The sequence below is a fragment of the Aneurinibacillus thermoaerophilus genome (assembly GCF_019603355.1).
In the GTDB taxonomy this organism is placed as follows: Bacteria; Bacillota; Bacilli; order Aneurinibacillales; family Aneurinibacillaceae; genus Aneurinibacillus; species Aneurinibacillus thermoaerophilus.
This window is the reverse complement of sequence record NZ_CP080764.1, coordinates 268,825-285,000: the sequence shown is the minus strand read 5'-3', so window position 1 is coordinate 285,000 and position 16,176 is coordinate 268,825. Positions and strand designations below refer to the sequence as shown.

The 16,176-nt window shown below is 42.0% G+C and carries 16 protein-coding genes, 17 tRNA genes, 3 rRNA genes and 1 pseudogene (1 of these 37 only partly in view); 2 read left to right on the top strand and 35 right to left on the bottom strand.

What is annotated here, in order from left to right; genetic code table 11:
- The 23 genes from K3F53_RS01670 to K3F53_RS01565 all read right to left on the bottom strand — a co-directional run.
- Positions 1-90: ribosomal RNA gene (locus tag K3F53_RS01670) — 23S ribosomal RNA — on the bottom strand (it extends 2,846 nt beyond the left edge of the window).
- A gap of 152 nt (positions 91-242) precedes the next feature.
- Positions 243-357 (bottom strand): 5S ribosomal RNA (gene rrf, locus K3F53_RS01665).
- Positions 358-364: 7 nt separating this feature from the next.
- Positions 365-440, bottom strand: a tRNA-Ala gene (locus K3F53_RS01660).
- Positions 441-491: 51 nt separating this feature from the next.
- Positions 492-568, bottom strand: a tRNA-Ile gene (locus K3F53_RS01655).
- 95 nt (positions 569-663) lie between these two features.
- Positions 664-2,204 (bottom strand): 16S ribosomal RNA (locus K3F53_RS01650).
- The 16S, 23S and 5S rRNA genes sit together here with 17 tRNA genes alongside, the layout of an rRNA operon.
- Before the next feature lie 261 nt (positions 2,205-2,465).
- Positions 2,466-2,539 (bottom strand) — tRNA-Ile (locus K3F53_RS01645).
- 12 nt (positions 2,540-2,551) lie between these two features.
- Positions 2,552-2,612: transfer RNA gene (locus K3F53_RS01640), tRNA-Glu, on the bottom strand.
- A gap of 42 nt (positions 2,613-2,654) precedes the next feature.
- A tRNA-Pro gene (locus tag K3F53_RS01635) sits at positions 2,655-2,731 on the bottom strand.
- Between the two features lie 7 nt (positions 2,732-2,738).
- Positions 2,739-2,815, bottom strand: a tRNA-Arg gene (locus K3F53_RS01630).
- Positions 2,816-2,839: 24 nt separating this feature from the next.
- A tRNA-Leu gene (locus K3F53_RS01625) sits at positions 2,840-2,928 on the bottom strand.
- Between the two features lie 33 nt (positions 2,929-2,961).
- Positions 2,962-3,037: transfer RNA gene (locus K3F53_RS01620), tRNA-Gly, on the bottom strand.
- Positions 3,038-3,044: 7 nt separating this feature from the next.
- Positions 3,045-3,120 (bottom strand) — tRNA-Lys (locus K3F53_RS01615).
- 67 nt (positions 3,121-3,187) lie between these two features.
- A tRNA-Gln gene (locus K3F53_RS01610) sits at positions 3,188-3,262 on the bottom strand.
- Positions 3,263-3,269: 7 nt separating this feature from the next.
- Positions 3,270-3,354 (bottom strand) — tRNA-Tyr (locus K3F53_RS01605).
- Between the two features lie 55 nt (positions 3,355-3,409).
- Positions 3,410-3,485, bottom strand: a tRNA-Phe gene (locus tag K3F53_RS01600).
- Between the two features lie 29 nt (positions 3,486-3,514).
- A tRNA-Asp gene (locus tag K3F53_RS01595) sits at positions 3,515-3,591 on the bottom strand.
- A 10-nt stretch (positions 3,592-3,601) separates the two neighbouring features.
- Positions 3,602-3,677 (bottom strand) — tRNA-Thr (locus tag K3F53_RS01590).
- 35 nt (positions 3,678-3,712) lie between these two features.
- Positions 3,713-3,788: transfer RNA gene (locus K3F53_RS01585), tRNA-Val, on the bottom strand.
- A 3-nt stretch (positions 3,789-3,791) separates the two neighbouring features.
- Positions 3,792-3,868: transfer RNA gene (locus K3F53_RS01580), tRNA-Glu, on the bottom strand.
- 4 nt (positions 3,869-3,872) lie between these two features.
- Positions 3,873-3,948: transfer RNA gene (locus tag K3F53_RS01575), tRNA-Asn, on the bottom strand.
- Between the two features lie 150 nt (positions 3,949-4,098).
- Complete coding sequence (locus K3F53_RS01570) at positions 4,099-4,662, bottom strand: ribonuclease H-like YkuK family protein (protein WP_091261469.1); 564 nt, start codon at positions 4,660-4,662, stop codon at positions 4,099-4,101.
- Positions 4,663-4,755: 93 nt separating this feature from the next.
- Positions 4,756-4,881: a hypothetical protein gene (locus K3F53_RS19585; protein ID WP_257721580.1), complete on the bottom strand. Its 126-nt coding sequence runs from the start codon at positions 4,879-4,881 to the stop codon at positions 4,756-4,758.
- Positions 4,882-4,992: 111 nt separating this feature from the next.
- Positions 4,993-5,784, bottom strand: coding sequence for an enoyl-CoA hydratase/isomerase family protein (locus tag K3F53_RS01565; protein WP_057900094.1), 792 nt, complete (start codon positions 5,782-5,784; stop codon positions 4,993-4,995).
- Between the two features lie 180 nt (positions 5,785-5,964).
- Here K3F53_RS01565 and K3F53_RS01560 point away from each other — a divergent pair, with 180 nt between their 5' ends.
- Positions 5,965-7,332 carry an alanine/glycine:cation symporter family protein gene (locus K3F53_RS01560; protein ID WP_057900095.1) on the top strand — a complete coding sequence of 456 codons (1,368 nt, stop codon included), beginning with the start codon at positions 5,965-5,967 and terminating at the stop codon, positions 7,330-7,332.
- A 202-nt stretch (positions 7,333-7,534) separates the two neighbouring features.
- On the opposite strand, the gene K3F53_RS01555 is transcribed toward K3F53_RS01560, so the two are convergent.
- The 8 genes from K3F53_RS01555 to K3F53_RS01520 all read right to left on the bottom strand — a co-directional run bounded on the left by K3F53_RS01555 (position 7,535) and on the right by K3F53_RS01520 (position 11,887).
- Entirely contained in the window at positions 7,535-8,089 is a 555-nt protein-coding gene (locus K3F53_RS01555; RefSeq protein WP_057900096.1) for a beta-class carbonic anhydrase, read from the bottom strand.
- A 59-nt stretch (positions 8,090-8,148) separates the two neighbouring features.
- Positions 8,149-8,631, bottom strand: coding sequence for a hypothetical protein (locus tag K3F53_RS01550; RefSeq protein WP_236781922.1), 483 nt, complete (start codon positions 8,629-8,631; stop codon positions 8,149-8,151).
- A gap of 572 nt (positions 8,632-9,203) precedes the next feature.
- A complete protein-coding gene (locus K3F53_RS01545) occupies positions 9,204-9,404 on the bottom strand; it encodes a hypothetical protein (RefSeq protein ID WP_082706125.1) in 201 nt (66 codons plus the stop codon).
- Between the two features lie 102 nt (positions 9,405-9,506).
- Positions 9,507-9,791, bottom strand: a complete 285-nt coding sequence (locus K3F53_RS19860; RefSeq protein ID WP_220559275.1) for a hypothetical protein — start codon at positions 9,789-9,791, stop codon at positions 9,507-9,509.
- Positions 9,792-10,010: 219 nt separating this feature from the next.
- The gene (locus tag K3F53_RS01535; RefSeq protein ID WP_057900098.1) at positions 10,011-10,550 is read right to left on the bottom strand and encodes a peroxiredoxin; all 540 of its coding nucleotides are present in this window, start codon (positions 10,548-10,550) and stop codon (positions 10,011-10,013) included.
- Between the two features lie 327 nt (positions 10,551-10,877).
- Positions 10,878-11,018: a fumarylacetoacetate hydrolase family protein gene (locus tag K3F53_RS01530; RefSeq protein ID WP_409338414.1), complete on the bottom strand. Its 141-nt coding sequence runs from the start codon at positions 11,016-11,018 to the stop codon at positions 10,878-10,880.
- A gap of 120 nt (positions 11,019-11,138) precedes the next feature.
- Entirely contained in the window at positions 11,139-11,498 is a 360-nt protein-coding gene (locus tag K3F53_RS01525) for a DUF3139 domain-containing protein (RefSeq protein ID WP_057900099.1), read from the bottom strand.
- Positions 11,499-11,593: 95 nt separating this feature from the next.
- Entirely contained in the window at positions 11,594-11,887 is a 294-nt protein-coding gene (locus K3F53_RS01520) for a hypothetical protein (RefSeq protein ID WP_057900100.1), read from the bottom strand.
- Between the two features lie 310 nt (positions 11,888-12,197).
- Between K3F53_RS01520 and K3F53_RS20005 the strand changes: the two are divergent.
- Positions 12,198-12,329, top strand: a pseudogene (locus tag K3F53_RS20005) (IS256 family transposase); the annotation flags it as partial.
- A 162-nt stretch (positions 12,330-12,491) separates the two neighbouring features.
- Here the strand turns inward: K3F53_RS20005 and K3F53_RS01515 are convergent.
- From K3F53_RS01515 to K3F53_RS01500, 4 genes are all read right to left on the bottom strand, one after another.
- A complete protein-coding gene (locus tag K3F53_RS01515; RefSeq protein WP_220559274.1) occupies positions 12,492-12,959 on the bottom strand; it encodes a GNAT family N-acetyltransferase in 468 nt (155 codons plus the stop codon).
- Positions 12,960-13,625: 666 nt separating this feature from the next.
- Positions 13,626-14,423 (bottom strand): undecaprenyl-diphosphate phosphatase, encoded by a 798-nt coding sequence (bacA, locus tag K3F53_RS01510; protein WP_057900449.1) that lies wholly within the window; start codon positions 14,421-14,423, stop codon positions 13,626-13,628.
- Between the two features lie 45 nt (positions 14,424-14,468).
- The gene (locus K3F53_RS01505) at positions 14,469-15,206 is read right to left on the bottom strand and encodes an ABC transporter permease (RefSeq protein WP_091261404.1); all 738 of its coding nucleotides are present in this window, start codon (positions 15,204-15,206) and stop codon (positions 14,469-14,471) included.
- On the bottom strand, positions 15,199-16,119 hold the full coding sequence (locus K3F53_RS01500; RefSeq protein ID WP_057900102.1) for an ABC transporter ATP-binding protein: 921 nt from the start codon (positions 16,117-16,119) through the stop codon (positions 15,199-15,201). Before K3F53_RS01500 ends, K3F53_RS01505 begins: the two co-directional genes overlap by 8 nt.
- Between the last annotated feature and the right edge of the window lie 57 nt (positions 16,120-16,176).

Genomic DNA, 16,176 nt, shown 5'->3' with positions numbered 1-16,176 from the left:
TACAGCTCCCCGAAGCGTTTCGTCGTTTGCCACGTCCTTCATCGGCTCCTGGCGCCAAGGCATCCACCGTGCGCCCTTCGTAGCTTAACCACATTGAAGGGTTTCTTTTATGGAATCCTTGTTTTGCGCGTGTTTCTTCTGTATCCAGTTTTCAAGGTACAACTTCTATGATGGGTTTAGAATGAGTACGTACTTTTTGTTTACAGGCAAAACCCACAAACAAAAAAGATACGTTCATTCCAGCCTGGCAACGTCCTACTCTCCCAGGGCATACGCCCAAGTACCATCGGCGCTGAAGGGCTTAACTTCTGTGTTCGGGATGGGAACAGGTGTGACCCCTTCGCTATCGTCACCAGACATCGTATGGTGGAGGCAAGCGGGATCGAACCGCTGACCTCCTGCTTGCAAGGCAGGCGCTCTCCCAGCTGAGCTATGCCCCCACATGGATGTGCTAGTATCACAAAATCCATCTATGTAAACAATCCAATTCATGGTGGGCCTAGGCTGACTCGAACAGCCGACCTCACGCTTATCAGGCGTGCGCTCTAACCAACTGAGCTATAGGCCCGCTTGCCTGCAACCACGCAGACATAATAAATGCCCCAAGGCACTCGTCCCTGGAAAACTGAACAGTGAAAGCTCGTGCGTGCCGAGACTCCGTAGAAAGGAGGTGATCCATCCGCACCTTCCGGTACGGATACCTTGTTACGACTTCACCCCAATCATCTGCCCCACCTTCGGCGGCTGGCTCCAGAAGGTTACCTCACCGACTTCGGGTGTTGCAAACTCTCGTGGTGTGACGGGCGGTGTGTACAAGACCCGGGAACGTATTCACCGCGGCATGCTGATCCGCGATTACTAGCGATTCCGGCTTCATGCAGGCGAGTTGCAGCCTGCAATCCGAACTGAGAACGGTTTTTAGGGATTGGCTCACCCTCGCGGGTTGGCACGCCCGTTGTACCGTCCATTGTAGCACGTGTGTAGCCCAGGACATAAGGGGCATGATGATTTGACGTCATCCCCACCTTCCTCCGTCTTGTCGACGGCAGTCTCCTTAGAGTGCCCAACTGAATGCTGGCAACAAAGGACAAGGGTTGCGCTCGTTGCGGGACTTAACCCAACATCTCACGACACGAGCTGACGACAACCATGCACCACCTGTCACCGCTGTCCCGAAGGAAGCCTCCATCTCTGGAGGGGTCAGCGGGATGTCAAGCCCTGGTAAGGTTCTTCGCGTTGCTTCGAATTAAACCACATGCTCCACCGCTTGTGCGGGTCCCCGTCAATTCCTTTGAGTTTCAGCCTTGCGGCCGTACTCCCCAGGCGGAGTGCTTATTGCGTTAGCTGCGGCACTGAGGAGGTGAACTCCCCAACACCTAGCACTCATCGTTTACGGCGTGGACTACCAGGGTATCTAATCCTGTTTGCTCCCCACGCTTTCGCGCCTCAGCGTCAGTTACAGGCCAGAGAGCCGCCTTCGCCACTGGTGTTCCTCCACATCTCTACGCATTTCACCGCTACACGTGGAATTCCGCTCTCCTCTCCTGCACTCAAGCTCCCCAGTTTCAGATGGCTCTCCACGGTTGAGCCGTGGGCTTTCACACCTGACTTAAGAAGCCGCCTGCGCGCGCTTTACGCCCAATAATTCCGGACAACGCTTGCCCCCTACGTATTACCGCGGCTGCTGGCACGTAGTTAGCCGGGGCTTTCTCGTCAGGTACCGTCAGACCGGGAGGTCATCCCGGCGGTTCTTCCCTGACAACAGAGTTTTACGATCCGAAGACCTTCCTCACTCACGCGGCGTTGCTCCGTCAGACTTTCGTCCATTGCGGAAGATTCCCTACTGCTGCCTCCCGTAGGAGTCTGGGCCGTGTCTCAGTCCCAGTGTGGCCGTTCACCCTCTCAGGTCGGCTACGCATCGTCGCCTTGGTAGGCCGTTACCCCACCAACTAGCTAATGCGCCGCAGGCCCATCTGTACGCGGCTCAAAGGCCTTTCCATGCCGAACCATGCGGTTCGGCATCCTATCCGGTATTAGCTCCGGTTTCCCGGAGTTATCCCGGTCGTACAGGCAGGTTGCCTACGTGTTACTCACCCGTCCGCCGCTAACCTCAGGAATGCAAGCACTCCATCGGTTCGCTCGACTTGCATGTATTAGGCACGCCGCCAGCGTTCGTCCTGAGCCAGGATCAAACTCTCCAAAAAAGATGAAGATTGATACGCAAGCTCGTAAGCTAGCTCATAAAGTAAAGAATGTTTTTCGGGCCCCATAAAAGTGCCTGAAATCAACTTTGAAGCTGACCTTCACTTTCATGGGATATTTACCTCGCACACAAACGAGTGTCACTGTTCAGTTTTCAAGGGACTTCTTTTATTCCGCCTCTTTTTAGCGGCGACTTTTTTATTCTATTATATCTAAAAATAAATTGCAAGCACTTTTTTTTAAAAGTTTTTTGTAATATCTAATGGGCCTAGGCTGACTCGAACAGCCGACCTCACGCTTATCAGGCGTGCGCTCTAACCAACTGAGCTATAGGCCCAAAATCTATGTATGGAGGATAGGAATCGAACTCACGTATTCAGCTTGAAAGGCTGATGTTCTACTATTGAACAATACTTACAAAAAACAATTCAATCGCTTTTCATAGAAAAACGTGGTCGGGAAGACAGGATTTGAACCTGCGACCCCCTGGTCCCAAACCAGGTGCTCTACCAAGCTGAGCCACTTCCCGAAATAAATGGCGTGCCCGGAGAGACTCGAACTCCCAACCTTCTGATTCGTAGTCAGACACTCTATCCGGTTGAGCTACGGGCACGAAATACCTTTGCACTTATATCAATGGTGCCGAGGACCGGAATCGAACCGGTACGGTAGTCGCCTACCGCAGGATTTTAAGTCCTGTGCGTCTGCCAGTTCCGCCACCCCGGCATAAAAAAAGAGCCTTTGCTCTTATATTATAGATGGAGCGGACAACGAGACTCGAACTCGCGACCCCAACCTTGGCAAGGTTGTGCTCTACCAACTGAGCTATGTCCGCATGAAAATGGTGAGCCATACTGGACTCGAACCAGTGACACCCTGATTAAAAGTCAGGTGCTCTACCAACTGAGCTAATGGCTCCAACAAACAACAAAGATGACCTGATATCGCAAACGCCACAGAATTTCGCGGTTATTTACGATAAAAATGGCTGGGGTACCTGGATTCGAACCAGGGAATGACGGAGTCAAAGTCCGTTGCCTTACCGCTTGGCGATACCCCAACTTCAATGGTGGAGGGGGACGGATTCGAACCGCCGAACCCAGAGGGAGCGGATTTACAGTCCGCCGCGTTTAGCCACTTCGCTACCCCTCCATATTCCCCATCTGATTATAATTAATAGCTTGTCCAACTATCTATGGTCAAAAAATGGTGGCTCGGGACGGAATCGAACCGCCGACACGAGGATTTTCAGTCCTCTGCTCTACCAACTGAGCTACCGAGCCAAATTACCATATATTAAAAAAAAATAAAATGGCGGAGCCGACGGGACTCGAACCCGCGACCTCCGGAGTGACAGTCCGGCGTGAACTCCAACTTCACCACGGCTCCGCATCAAAAATGGTGCCGGCGAAAGGAATCGAACCCTCAACCCCCTGATTACAAGTCAGGTGCTCTGCCAGTTGAGCTACACCGGCGCATTATTTGCTTTCTTTTTCAAGGAATGGATAGATGGTGGAGGGTGACGGGATCGAACCGCCGACCCTCTGCTTGTAAGGCAGATGCTCTCCCAGCTGAGCTAACCCTCCAGATGGTGACCCGTAGGGGATTCGAACCCCTGAATGCCAGCGTGAAAGGCTGGTGAGTTAAGCCACTTCTCCAACGGGCCACAATGGCTCCGCAGGCCGGACTCGAACCAGCGACCGATCGGTTAACAGCCGATTGCTCTACCGACTGAGCTACTGCGGAATGAATAACAAATTATGAAACAATCCAACTGCTCCTTCATCCTTAAGAAGTATTAGCAGTGACGTTTTTTAATATATCATGTACAAACCAAGATAGCAAGTACTTTTTTAAAACGAATGAGTAATTTATAAATAAAAATTTGCAGATAAATTAAGTAACGCTCAATTTTACTACTGAACTACGTTTGGTATACCGGTTCGCATAGCTGGAAGCTACGTAAGAATCGGGTTTAATTTTTGCTTCAATTCCCATGGCCTGAATCCTTCCCACCATCTCTTTAATTAATTCTTTTGTCGATCCCTGTTTTCCTATATCTAAGTGAATCGACATGGTAAAATCCGCACCTTTTTCCACATATGGCAATAATACGTCCGAAATCTTGGCAATCATCTCCGGCGTTATATAATAAGCAATCTCTTGACTCAGCGAAGTCTCCAGTGATATTTTCTCCCGTAGGCTCTCAATACGCCTTGGTACGATACAGTCGCGCAGACAGCCCCAAGCTCCTTTTCCAATGCGGTGAATTAACACAGCGGACGTAAATTTTGTATATGTCTGATACGCGTGCGAGTCTGTACCGATAGCCATGGAATACCGTGCCAGCGGATCATATGCAATAAAATGCAGGATACGCTCAAAAACTTCGTCAAAACTAAAAAATCTTTCACTCATGTTATAAAACACACCTTGCTTATAAGCCCGTTTCGTTTCCATTGTATCCCTCCTATCTTCCGTTCCTTACATTTATTGTTGCTTTATTTCAAGAAAATAAAAAGACCATCTCACATGTATGAGATAGTCCTGTTATTACCTTATCGTCGCTTCAGCGTTTTTATACGTGTTTTTCACGGAAAGGAACGCGGTAAACATACGGCGGATACAGCACGGCATAAAGATGACCATTTCCTTACATTTCATATCTTCACCGAGCATGCCGCCATCCCCTTTCCTTTGTTTTTTAATTATATTTATTGTACCACTAATACGAAACAATTCCAGTGGAAAAAGTTATAAAATTTCGTAAATTTTATGCGAATTTTTTGTTTAACCTCTAAAACGTGGTTCCCGCTTTTCCACAAAGGCTGCTACACCTTCAGGAAAGTCGATCGGGTCAATGTACTGTGGATATCCGCGGTGTCCAAATGCTACTTCCGTGAACGGCACACAACGTGCTACCGCTTCTTTTGCTGCTTGAAGCGAATTCATAGAAGCACGAGCGATTTTCTGTGCTAATTCCAATACAAAGCTTTCTGCGTTCTCCTCCTCAACAAGATAATTTAACAAGCCAAGTCTGTACGCCTCCTCACCTGTAAATGAACGCCCTGTAAAAATCAAATCCTTCGTCCGGCTCGGCCCGATTAAATTAACTAGACGCTGGGAGAAACGCTGGCTAATCGTAATTCCCAATTTTCCAATTGGTATCCCCAACAACGCATTAGGCGTTCCCACACGTAAATCGCAGGAAAGCGCCAGCTCCAGACCTGCTCCCATCGCCGGGCCATTGATAAATGCAATTGTCGGAATACGTAAATACTCGAACGAAGAAATGGCATCTTCCATTAAAACAAATGCTTCATTCGCTTCCTCAATCGTCATTTTATGAAACGCTTTAATGTCGGAACCAACTGTAAACTGCGGTCCTTCCCCCCGCAAAATTGCCGTTTTGATTTTTTTGTTTTTTTCTATTTTCTTCCCAATATCTGCGAGCACCTTCCACATCTCGGGTGTCATAGCGTTCTTGGATTGCGGCCGTTTAATGGTTACGATCGCTAATCCTGCCGTCTCCTGCCAAACAATTTTTGCTCCATCTTCAAAGCGACTAATTTCTAACTTCAAATGATCACCTCATTATTTGCTTGTATTCAGCTGTGAATAACTTTTAAACAAGACACTTCCTTAAATATCTAAATTCATTATAATTCTTATTTATTCAAACTGTAAGACTAGACAAATGAATTGTCTATATGTAATTTATAAATAATGAAAATTTTTAGAAAAAATTGTAGGGAGGTTGCTATGGAAGTCTTCGAAAAGTTTCTATCGGAAGTAAGTACTATCGTATGGGGCCCGCCCTTGCTCATTCTGCTTGTAGGAACAGGAATTTATCTAACGTTCCGCCTATCATTCTTGCAATTTACCGAACTTCCTCACGCTTTAAAGCTCGCTTTCTCCAAAAATCAAGATCAAAAATCGGAGGGCGATATTTCTCATTTTCAGTCTCTAATGACCGCTTTATCGGCGACGATTGGTACGGGTAATATCGCCGGGGTCGCAACTGCTGTCGTAGCCGGGGGGCCGGGCGCCGTATTCTGGATGTGGATTACGGCCATTTTCGGCATGGCTACCAAGTATTCAGAAGCTATTCTTGCCGTTAAATACCGTATCAACGGCAAAAACGGCGAAATGTCTGGCGGTCCAATGTACTACATTGAACGTGGATTAGGCTGGAAATGGCTTGCTGTCTGCTTCGCGCTGCTTGGTTCGTTCGCCGCGTTCGGTATCGGAAGCTCCGTGCAATCCAACTCAGTTGCCGAATCCGTAAAAGCCAGCTTTGGCATCAGTCCTTGGATTACAGGTCCCGTCCTCACCGTTCTTACTGCGCTCGTCATTCTTGGCGGAATTAAAAGTATCGGACGTGCAGCAAGTATTATCGTCCCTTTTATGGCAATTGTCTATGTTCTTGGTGGACTTATTGTTATTCTTACTAACGTTGATAAATTACCAGGTGCAATTGGACTTATTTTTACCGATGCATTTACCGGCCAAGCCATGGCAGGAGGCGCTATCGGCACCGTCATTCGTTACGGTGTAGCGCGCGGCGTATTTTCCAACGAAGCAGGTATGGGCTCCGCACCAATCGCGGCAGCAGCGGCCAAAACTGACCATCCAGGGCGTCAGGCACTTGTCTCAATGACCGGAACGTTTCTTGACACCATTGTTGTATGTTCGATCACTGGTATTGCTCTGGTTATGAGCGGCCTGTATACAAATAAAGGTTTGGAAGGCGCCGCCTTAACCACGGAAGCATTCAATCAAATGCTGCCGGGGCCGGGCGGATGGATCGTTACTATCGGTCTGATCTTCTTTGCCTACTCTACTATTCTTGGATGGTCGTATTACGGAGAAAAATGTTTTGGGTATCTTTTCGGCACGAAAGCGATTTTCGGCTACCGGCTTATATATACGTTTACCGTTTTCCTTGGAGCGGTGGCCAAGCTTGGACTCGTATGGTCCATCGCCGATATTTTAAACGGTCTCATGGCTTTGCCAAACTTAATCGGCCTGCTCGCCCTGTCGGGTGTGGTTGTGGCTGAATCCCGACACTACAGTAAATACGTAAAACACACATCTCCTGATTCCATACCGAAACAAGCAGACGCTTAACCAGATGAAAAGAGAGGCTGTTAGGCCTCTCTTTTCATCCTGTTTCACACCGATTGTTCCTCGAGTTCAGCAATCATTTCCTTATTTAGAATTTACCTACCCACGTTCTTATCCCAAAATCCACACTAGCCTTACACAGTATCTCAAGTACCCATAGCATGGAACGGAACATTACAAAAAAGGCGCCTGTCAACTTCTGCCCTTATCCCTTCACTACAAGATCCAGCTTCCCGGTTTCCGGATGGATAACCAGGCCATGTACCGCACTATGTGGTGGAAATAGCGGATGTTTCTTAATATTATACACCGTCTGCTTAACACTCTCTGCTACACTATTAAAACCGGTCAGCCACTTATCCAATTCGATACCAGCATGCTGGAGCGTTTCTATTCTGTCCTCCGAGATACCGCTTTGCTTCATTTTTTCAAGCACAGAGCCGGGCTTCAAACTTGTCATTCCGCAATCATGATGACCAACGACAAACACTTCTTTCGCCTGTAGTTCATATACCGCTACCAAAATGCTTCTCATAATACTTCCAAAAGGATGCGTTACCATTGCACCTGCATTTTTAATAATCTTCGCATCACCATTTCGCAAGTTCATAGCGCGCGGCAAAAGCTCGATAAGTCGTGTATCCATACATGTCAAAATAACAATGCCTTTATCGGGATATTTTGTCGTTCGGAATTCTTCATATTTTTTATTTTCCACAAAATTACGATTATACTCCATAATTTCTGCTAATACAGACATTACGTTTCCCCCTACTCCACTCAAATAAGTGCTTTCATTTCATTATAACGTATACGATTTCATTCCACCATCGGACAAGTGTTTTTCCACTGTAGCGCATAGTGGTATAACAAAAAGCAAAAGGAACGGTTATGCCGAATATAAAAAGAAGAAATATCATATCGTCTGCGAGCCGGCTCATATACAACAAGCAGGCGGTGGCGCATTTTCCCGCGCAAATAAGCAAGAAATACCTGAGCTGCTTCGGATTCGCGCAATGTTACATACGCGTAAAGCGAATGGCTTACTGGATCATCCAATTCGCTAACACCCGCACATGAATATTCCGTCACAATTCCCATACTGTTAAGCAAAGAAAGCGCGGGAAACAATTCAACATCCACTTCGTCATTTAAAAAAGGAAGGGTCAGCTTTTCCTTTTTTATGCCCTTTTCTCTTTGTTCCCACTCTTCTACTTCACGTCTTCTTCGCCACCAGCGTTCTTTTGTATGGGACGAGAGCACTTGCTCTTGTTCGATGCACTTATCAGGCTCCTTCATCATTTGTCCCCCTTTTACTGTACACGTTCACGGTGAACTACATCGCCAATGAATTGGCGAGCTTCGGATTCCCAATGAATGTATGTTGATTCCATCGGTACATCAATCACCGGCGTGTCCAACGCCACTACTGCTGGATACGGTTCCCTGATCCGACACAGATACTTGCGTAAGATATTGTAAACCCCTACACAATCAGCGTTAAATACTTTACTTCAATGTATAGCCCACGATATTCACAGTTCTTTCCTTCTGTATACTTTTTAGAAACGCTCACGCTATAGAGAGTACCATTTTCTTTCGACCAGTTTCTTCGCTCGTAATTGCCGACTTTAATACGAACATACATTCCTGCCTTTTTTAAAATAAAATTATTAAGACACCATAGTTGTTAGTGAAAAGCAATAAAATAAAAAAGAGACCGCTTAGTGCTGGTAACACCAAGACGGTCATGCACAACAGACGTCCCACAAGGCGGCTCATACTGGAATGAATAGAAATAGGTTCCCCGCTATGACCAGTGTTGCAAATGCAATTATTAACAGCGATGCTTCAAAGCCCCGTACTCTATCTAGTTAGCTGCTAAAAAATCCACCACTGGAAAAGAAACTGCGCCTCTTATGTTTCCTTTTGTAATGAGAATGGCCGTAATGAGAGTGATCATAATGGGACGGATGATGGTGGGAACGGTGATAGTGATCACTACTACTGTAACGATGATAACCATACTTTTTCCGACCCATCAGCGTTTTTAATAAGTCTTTAAAAAGCGACATAATAATCGTATCTCCTTTGTTAGCAGATTACCTTCCTATACGAAAAAGTATATGTCAGGTTGCAATAAAAAAATTTCCAAACAAATAACAGGAATAGATCGCTCATTTCCAAAGGAGTCTACAAATAATATCTACCTCGCTCCCACGATCGAACCGATTACAAACTAAGCAAAAACATGCGTAGGCTTCTCTATGCTGTAAGCCTGCATTTGTCCCAACATTGTTTCTTTCGCTTTTTCTAATCAATTCCTGATGACGCGTCTCCGATCCTAGCATAACTACTGCCAGCACACCAATCGCAATAAAATAACGGCAAAAAACATGCAATGCTTGCTCAACAAGGAGCGGCGCTATAATTCCGCCAATACGTCTGAATGACGCGGCCATTCCCGGCAATTTCCCGCTTTCAAAAAAATTAAACAAACGTTTAAAAACCAACGGCCCTTGTCCACTCGTCAGCTACGAAGAAAATTTTTACCTTGGAAAGCAAAAATTCTGCATAAAATCTCGATATGATATTTATTTCAACAAAAAAGCGTGTAAACCTTGTACCTTCCGTACTTTGTCTACACGCTCAAGGGCCGTTATAGTAACGGCTCTTCCACTTTATAAAGTTTTCATTCCAGGCTTCCAGTTGGCCGGGCAAAGACCGCCTGCTTGTAATGCTTGAAGTACGCGCAGCGTCTCGTCTACAGAACGCCCTACATTGTCGTCCGTAACTACTTGGTATTTCAATTCGCCTTCCGGATCGATGATAAACAATCCGCGCTGAGCAACTCCCTGTTCTTCAACCAGAACCCCATAATCATGGGAGACTTTATGAGTCAGGTCGGCTGCGAGCGGGAAATTAAGCTTGCCAAGACCGTTTTGCTCCCTTGGCGTGTTAATCCATGCACGGTGCGTATATACGGAGTCTGTCGATACACCAAGAATATCTGCATCAAGTTCGGCAAACTGCTCATATGCATCGCTGAGTGCGGTAATTTCTGTCGGACATACAAACGTGAAATCCATCGGGTAAAAGAACAGAACCAACCACTTGCCGCGATAGTCTTCTAAAGATACCTTTCCAAAATCTTCACCGTTTCCTAAAACTGTTTCCATTGTAAAAGTTGGAGCTTTCTTACCTACAAGACGATCTGCCATTATTAATACCTCCATTTAAGTTTTCATTTCTTATATGAAATAATTATAAATAGAAATATAAAACAAGTCAATAATGTTTTCTAATAAAAATTATATTCAATTTATATAGGGTTTTATCTGAACAAATAAAAAACCACAGCTCAATGCATTCTGTATTCCTTATTTATACTCTGTTCTATCCTTATCACTTCCCGCACATACCACAGCAACAGATCCAATCCAGCAGGAATAGGCAACGTGCGCAGAAAAAGTGATTAATACAAAAAGAAAGACCTTGAAGAAAATATCATTCCCTCAAGGCCTGCGATGGAACTACAAAATCCAGTTTTAAGCAATTGTATTTCTCAAAACCCGTAACTTCTCAATTTCAACTTCAACGACATCACCTGACTTCAAAAAACGGGGAGGTTCAAATCCCATACCAACACCTTCAGGTGTTCCAGTTGCGATCATATCACCAGGTTTTATTGTTATACCCTTAGGAAATGCCGACGGGAATCCTCTGCCTCGAAAGATATAGGGGAGTGTTTTTGGACAAAAATACCCCCCCTCGAAAATCCAAGAGATTTATGACTGATTCCCGCATCATTACTTCATTTGTTTTATCATGCTATTGTTAGTTTCTACATGTTTACTTTTAGGATAAGCCTTTCTTTCTCCGTTCACTTCAATTTGAATTATTTTCCCGTTATAAGACTGGTAAGAATACTCAGTTTCTGGTTCGTCAACAAACGTAACTTTAACTAAGACTCCCATGTCCCCTCCTTTTGTATGTACGCTTTCTACTTTTTTTATATCACTCTCTTTGTAGTTTTTATCTTTCACTAAATACTCCATTGTTTTTTGTTGTATTTCTTGAAGGGAATGGTCGTATTGAAATTTTAAAAATAATCCTCCTCCGATAAGAATTAATAATACAAAAACAATTACAATAAATTTACTTTTCATTTTTCCTCCTAATGAAGATTTTTCAAATAAAGGAAATAATAATACATATATTACACAAGAAAGAGTATTATATCTCCCGGATTTTCCGGGAGATTTCAAGTTAGAAAAGGAATTATAAATAGGCAACACGCAGCTGATAGTAAAAAGAAGATTGTTGTTGCTTTAGGGAGGCGATTTTTATTCCCTTTATACCAGCCTAAAAACTGTAATTTATTTCTATACAGAATAAAAATAATAAGCAGGTTTGCAATACTGGTTAATACTAGGTAAAGATTACTTTCTACATTTACACCAAGTGCGACATATACACTTCTTTCTAAAATCCATAGTATGGCGTTTCCAATAACCAAAACTAAAACAACACGTATTAGCTCTAATAAAGTCCACATATTTCTCCTTTTAGTATACATTGATTTCTATAATTTTGATTATATTACAAAAATAATATAAAAATAAAATATTATGAATAATAGTACACAACTGGCAGTGAAAATGATAACGATTTTTTCCGTACCAGCGAGGCTGCTCAAGAGCAAGTTTGTTCTTTAAACAACAGAAAAGAATGTTCTTGGGACGGCAGGTCTTCCTGTTACATACGTGGTCTCAGGAATATTAGGACAATCTAAAAACGTTAACACATGTTGTAAAACAGGGTCTTTGATTGCGAACATTGCATGATTATTTTCTGCTTCTGAAGCAAAAGCAGCAGAGAAAATCGGTTTCCTTGCGCTGCAAGACTTACAGGAACGTTGGTCTACCCGCAAGCTAAAGGGATTCGCCTCGGCTTATATGGCATTGCAAGACAAATTTAAACAAAAATATGGAGAGTAGAATCAACTCCCTATTTACATTGTAAAAAATAGGAGAGAATTTTTAATAAAATTCCCTCTATATAATGGTAATGCATGTAAATTTGTGACCTCTTTTTCTTGAAAGATTAACAAGCGATCGGTTATAGGAGTACGAGTTTCAAAATTCATTTACACAACTCGGTTATAGTATAATTTCATAATTAATCCACTTTTGGTTAGTATTCATACCGCCCATCTTATCATAAAGAGATTGTGCTACATAATTATCAACTGCTGTCTTCCAGGACATGGTGCTAAAGTTATTTTCCCTTGTATAACTTAAGCAAAATTTAAAAAGTTCTTCTCCAAATTCTTGTTTCCTGTAGTCGCTATCAATATACAAGTCGTTAAGTATAGCTATTTTAGCAACCTTAGTCGTGCTAAATGTATAATACAAAGTCGCAAAGCCAGCAGATTTATTGTCCACCTGGATCATAAATTGTTTTCCCATCTGGGGATTTTCAAGAAGATATAATACGTGATTTGTTAAATTTTCATCTGTGGGTTGGGGACACTTATAAAAATCCACTATGTACTTTAACATTAATTTTTTTAATTCTGGCAACATTTCTTCGGTTACTTCTTTGATTTTAAAGGTTGGTACATTCATTCTATCTTCCCCCTGTTACCGTTTATTTTAGATTTTACCCTTATTCAAATATCTCTTTTTACTATATACATTCCAATTGACAGTTTAACAGCCAATACGACGTAGTACTCGTTCTGGACAAGATTGTGTATTTTTCAAATTTATATCTTGTGTGTTTTCCTTTGCAAATACACAAATAGGTGAAAGTAACATTGTCCCAGCCGTAATTTTAGAAATACTCCCCTTTTTATAAATTTATATACAAAATATGATGATATAACATCACGAATTTTCTCTTTTGTATAAAGAGTTAAAAATAAAATATTAAAACTATTTTATTCGTTTACTTAAAACATGTGTAATTAAAATCGAAACAATAAATATAACAAATAATAGGATAAACTGTATAATGGATGAAATTGTACTTAATCCAGAAGGAATAATTTTTATCAATTTTTCACATTCGCCAACAAAATCACCTTACAAAAAAACACACGTTCGGAGTTGTTTCCATTTTACTCCATAACGTGTGTTTTTTTAAACGACTTTTTTATTGCTCGATAACATTTGTAGCTTTGGAGCAAGGTTTAATCATTTTGTTCCCGTTCTAAAACAAAAGCACTCTGATTAGTAGGATAACACAGTGTTTTTAAAACAGCATCCAATTTTTAATATCAAAATGTACTTTTAAAGCAATACAAATATCGTAAACACAATAGCTAACACCATACGATAATATGCAAAAGGTGTTAACCCCAATTTTTCAAGTATCCTTAAGAACGTTACAACTGCCAGCATTGCCACAACAAAGGAAGTAACGAAACCTACTGCAAACATTGGTATATCACTTGTACTTAAGTAATTCCAACTTTTTAGTAAGTCCAAGCCTGTTGCTCCAATCATAATAGGAATAGCAATTAAAAATGAAAATTCTGATGCTGTTTTATAACTAGCTCTTGCCAATAATCCACCAGAGATCGTTGCCCCTGCCCTTGAAAAACCAGGATATACTGATAGACATTGAAATAAGCCAATTGTTAATGCCTGTCGATAAGTTAAGTCATCTAAGGAATAGGAGGCAGGTTTAAGTTTCTTCTTTTCTGCAATAATCATAAGAATAGCCCCTGCTACGAGTCCGATCACCACAGTGTTTGGACGAAATAAATAGTTTTTTATGACATCATGCAACAATAAACCAGCGATTACCGCAGGGAAAACACCTAGTATAATGTGTATTGCATTGAATTTCTTTTCTTTCTTTAAAATGGGCTTAATATTAAATAAAGAAACGAGACGCTTGCGATATAAGATGGAAATAGCCAGTATTGCCCCTAACTGTATAACAATTTCGAACGTTTTTGATCTTTCATCTTCAAAACCCAATAAATGGCCAACTAATATTAGATGACCTGTAGAAGAAATCGGTAAAAACTCAGCTAAACCTTCAACAATTCCTAATATAAAGGCAATTAATAGATCGTTTATCATTCATCATTTCTCTCCTGGATACATTCATGTAGTTATGATTCTTCAATGAATATCCACCTTTTTAAAGTAGACGATGGTTGCAATCAATCCAATGATAGATGTAGCAAAAATAGCAATATAAGAAACTTCCGCAGGGTAAGTCGGTTGAAGGGTATCATTTGCAATATCTCCTGCTGCTGCCCACGGAAACAATCCCCTATGTTCCGAATTTCCACTCATAACGTTTATCAAGGTGATCACGATTGTAAAAATAATGGTTGGTACATAATTCTTCATGACAACTGCTACAAGTACAATTGGAGTTGATAATATAAAAAGAAGGAGCCCGCCTGTCATAAAATTCCCCAAAGACTTAACGATTAATAAGGGACTTAAACCTTGAAACTGTCCTAATACCCCTAAAAATAAAGTTAATCCCCAGGCAACGAAAGTTAGGAACATGATCCACATGAATAGGATGATTAATTTGCTCATAATAAGGCTTATTCGTGACACGGGGATGGTTAAAAGGTTTTTCAAAGTATCTTCTAAATATTCACGGTTAAAAAGATAGGCTGAAACGACTCCATATAAAGGAACACCGATTAATAAAACCGTATACAAATTCGTTTCGGAAAAAAGCTCAGGAAATGTAATGATCTGATGTGAATCCTCAGTCTTCATATAAATATAGGATGCAACTACCACCATAAAGGGGGCTACCGCTGCTCCGAGAACGCTAATGAGGAACATCTTAGAGCGTTTTAACTTTAATAGTTCCGTATATAATAAATTAATCAATTGTACCACCCCCAACTAATTTGGTAAAGTAGTCTTCTAATTTGTCTTCGCTCATTGTAATCTTGTATACTTCAATATCATTTTGCACAAATAATTTATTGATTTTTCCCTGTTGTCCGAGATGCGAATAGACGCGGATATTTCCTTCTTCATGAACTTCATAATCAAAAATATGAAAATTCTTCTCTAGGAGCATCACTGCTTTATTGTCGTTAGATACTTGAAACTCTATGTATCTACAATTTCTTTTCCTTAGTTCATCAGCTGTTATCTCTTCTAGGAGCTTTCCTTCATGAATGATCCCCATTGTATCTGCCAACTGTTCTATTTCTGATAAAATATGGCTCGAAATTAATATGGTAATCTTTCTTTCTTCAGCCAATGATTTAATAAGGTGCCGTATTTCCTTAATGCCAATCGGATCCAATCCATTAGTAGGTTCATCTAATATTAATAGTTCGGGATAATGGAGAAGAGCCCTGGCAATCCCTAATCTTTGCTTCATTCCTAAAGAATATTTATCCACGAGCTTTTTCGTCTCATTTTGAAGTCCTACAATTTCCAGCACTTCTTCAATAGCATTTCTCTTGTGAACGCCCATAATTTTAGCATTAATGAGTAAATTTTCTTTTGCCGTAAGATTTCCATAAAAACCAGGCACTTCAACCATTGACCCGATTCTCCTTAAAATCTCCTTCTGATTTTTAAACAAATCTTCTCCAAATATTTCAATTTTTCCAGAGGTAGGTTTAATCAACCCTAATAACATTCTGATCGTAGTCGTTTTCCCCGCACCATTTCGGCCAAGAAAACCGTAAATCTCTCCTTGGTTTACAGTCATATTAACATGATCGACTGATACTTGGTTGTCATACTTCTTTGTTAGATTGGCCGTTTTTATGATTACACTCAATATGATGCACCCTCTTTCAGTAAACTTAGTTACATTATAAGAAGGCTTTTTTAATTG

Coding starts and splice junctions, on each gene's coding strand:
- K3F53_RS01545 (WP_082706125.1), bottom strand. CDS start 9,404: ATGTCGCTTTTTAAAGACTTATTAAAAACGCTGATGGGTCGGAAAAAG.
- K3F53_RS01555 (WP_057900096.1), bottom strand. CDS start 8,089: ATGTCTGTATTAGCAGAAATTATGGAGTATAATCGTAATTTTGTGGAA.
- K3F53_RS01535 (WP_057900098.1), bottom strand. CDS start 10,550: ATGGCAGATCGTCTTGTAGGTAAGAAAGCTCCAACTTTTACAATGGAA.
- K3F53_RS19860 (WP_220559275.1), bottom strand. CDS start 9,791: ATGGCCGCGTCATTCAGACGTATTGGCGGAATTATAGCGCCGCTCCTT.
- K3F53_RS19585 (WP_257721580.1), bottom strand. CDS start 4,881: ATGCTCGGTGAAGATATGAAATGTAAGGAAATGGTCATCTTTATGCCG.
- K3F53_RS01570 (WP_091261469.1), bottom strand. CDS start 4,662: ATGGAAACGAAACGGGCTTATAAGCAAGGTGTGTTTTATAACATGAGT.
- K3F53_RS01550 (WP_236781922.1), bottom strand. CDS start 8,631: ATGATGAAGGAGCCTGATAAGTGCATCGAACAAGAGCAAGTGCTCTCG.
- K3F53_RS01515 (WP_220559274.1), bottom strand. CDS start 12,959: ATGAATGTACCAACCTTTAAAATCAAAGAAGTAACCGAAGAAATGTTG.
- K3F53_RS01560 (WP_057900095.1), top strand. CDS start 5,965: ATGGAAGTCTTCGAAAAGTTTCTATCGGAAGTAAGTACTATCGTATGG.
- K3F53_RS01520 (WP_057900100.1), bottom strand. CDS start 11,887: ATGTGGACTTTATTAGAGCTAATACGTGTTGTTTTAGTTTTGGTTATT.
- K3F53_RS01525 (WP_057900099.1), bottom strand. CDS start 11,498: ATGAAAAGTAAATTTATTGTAATTGTTTTTGTATTATTAATTCTTATC.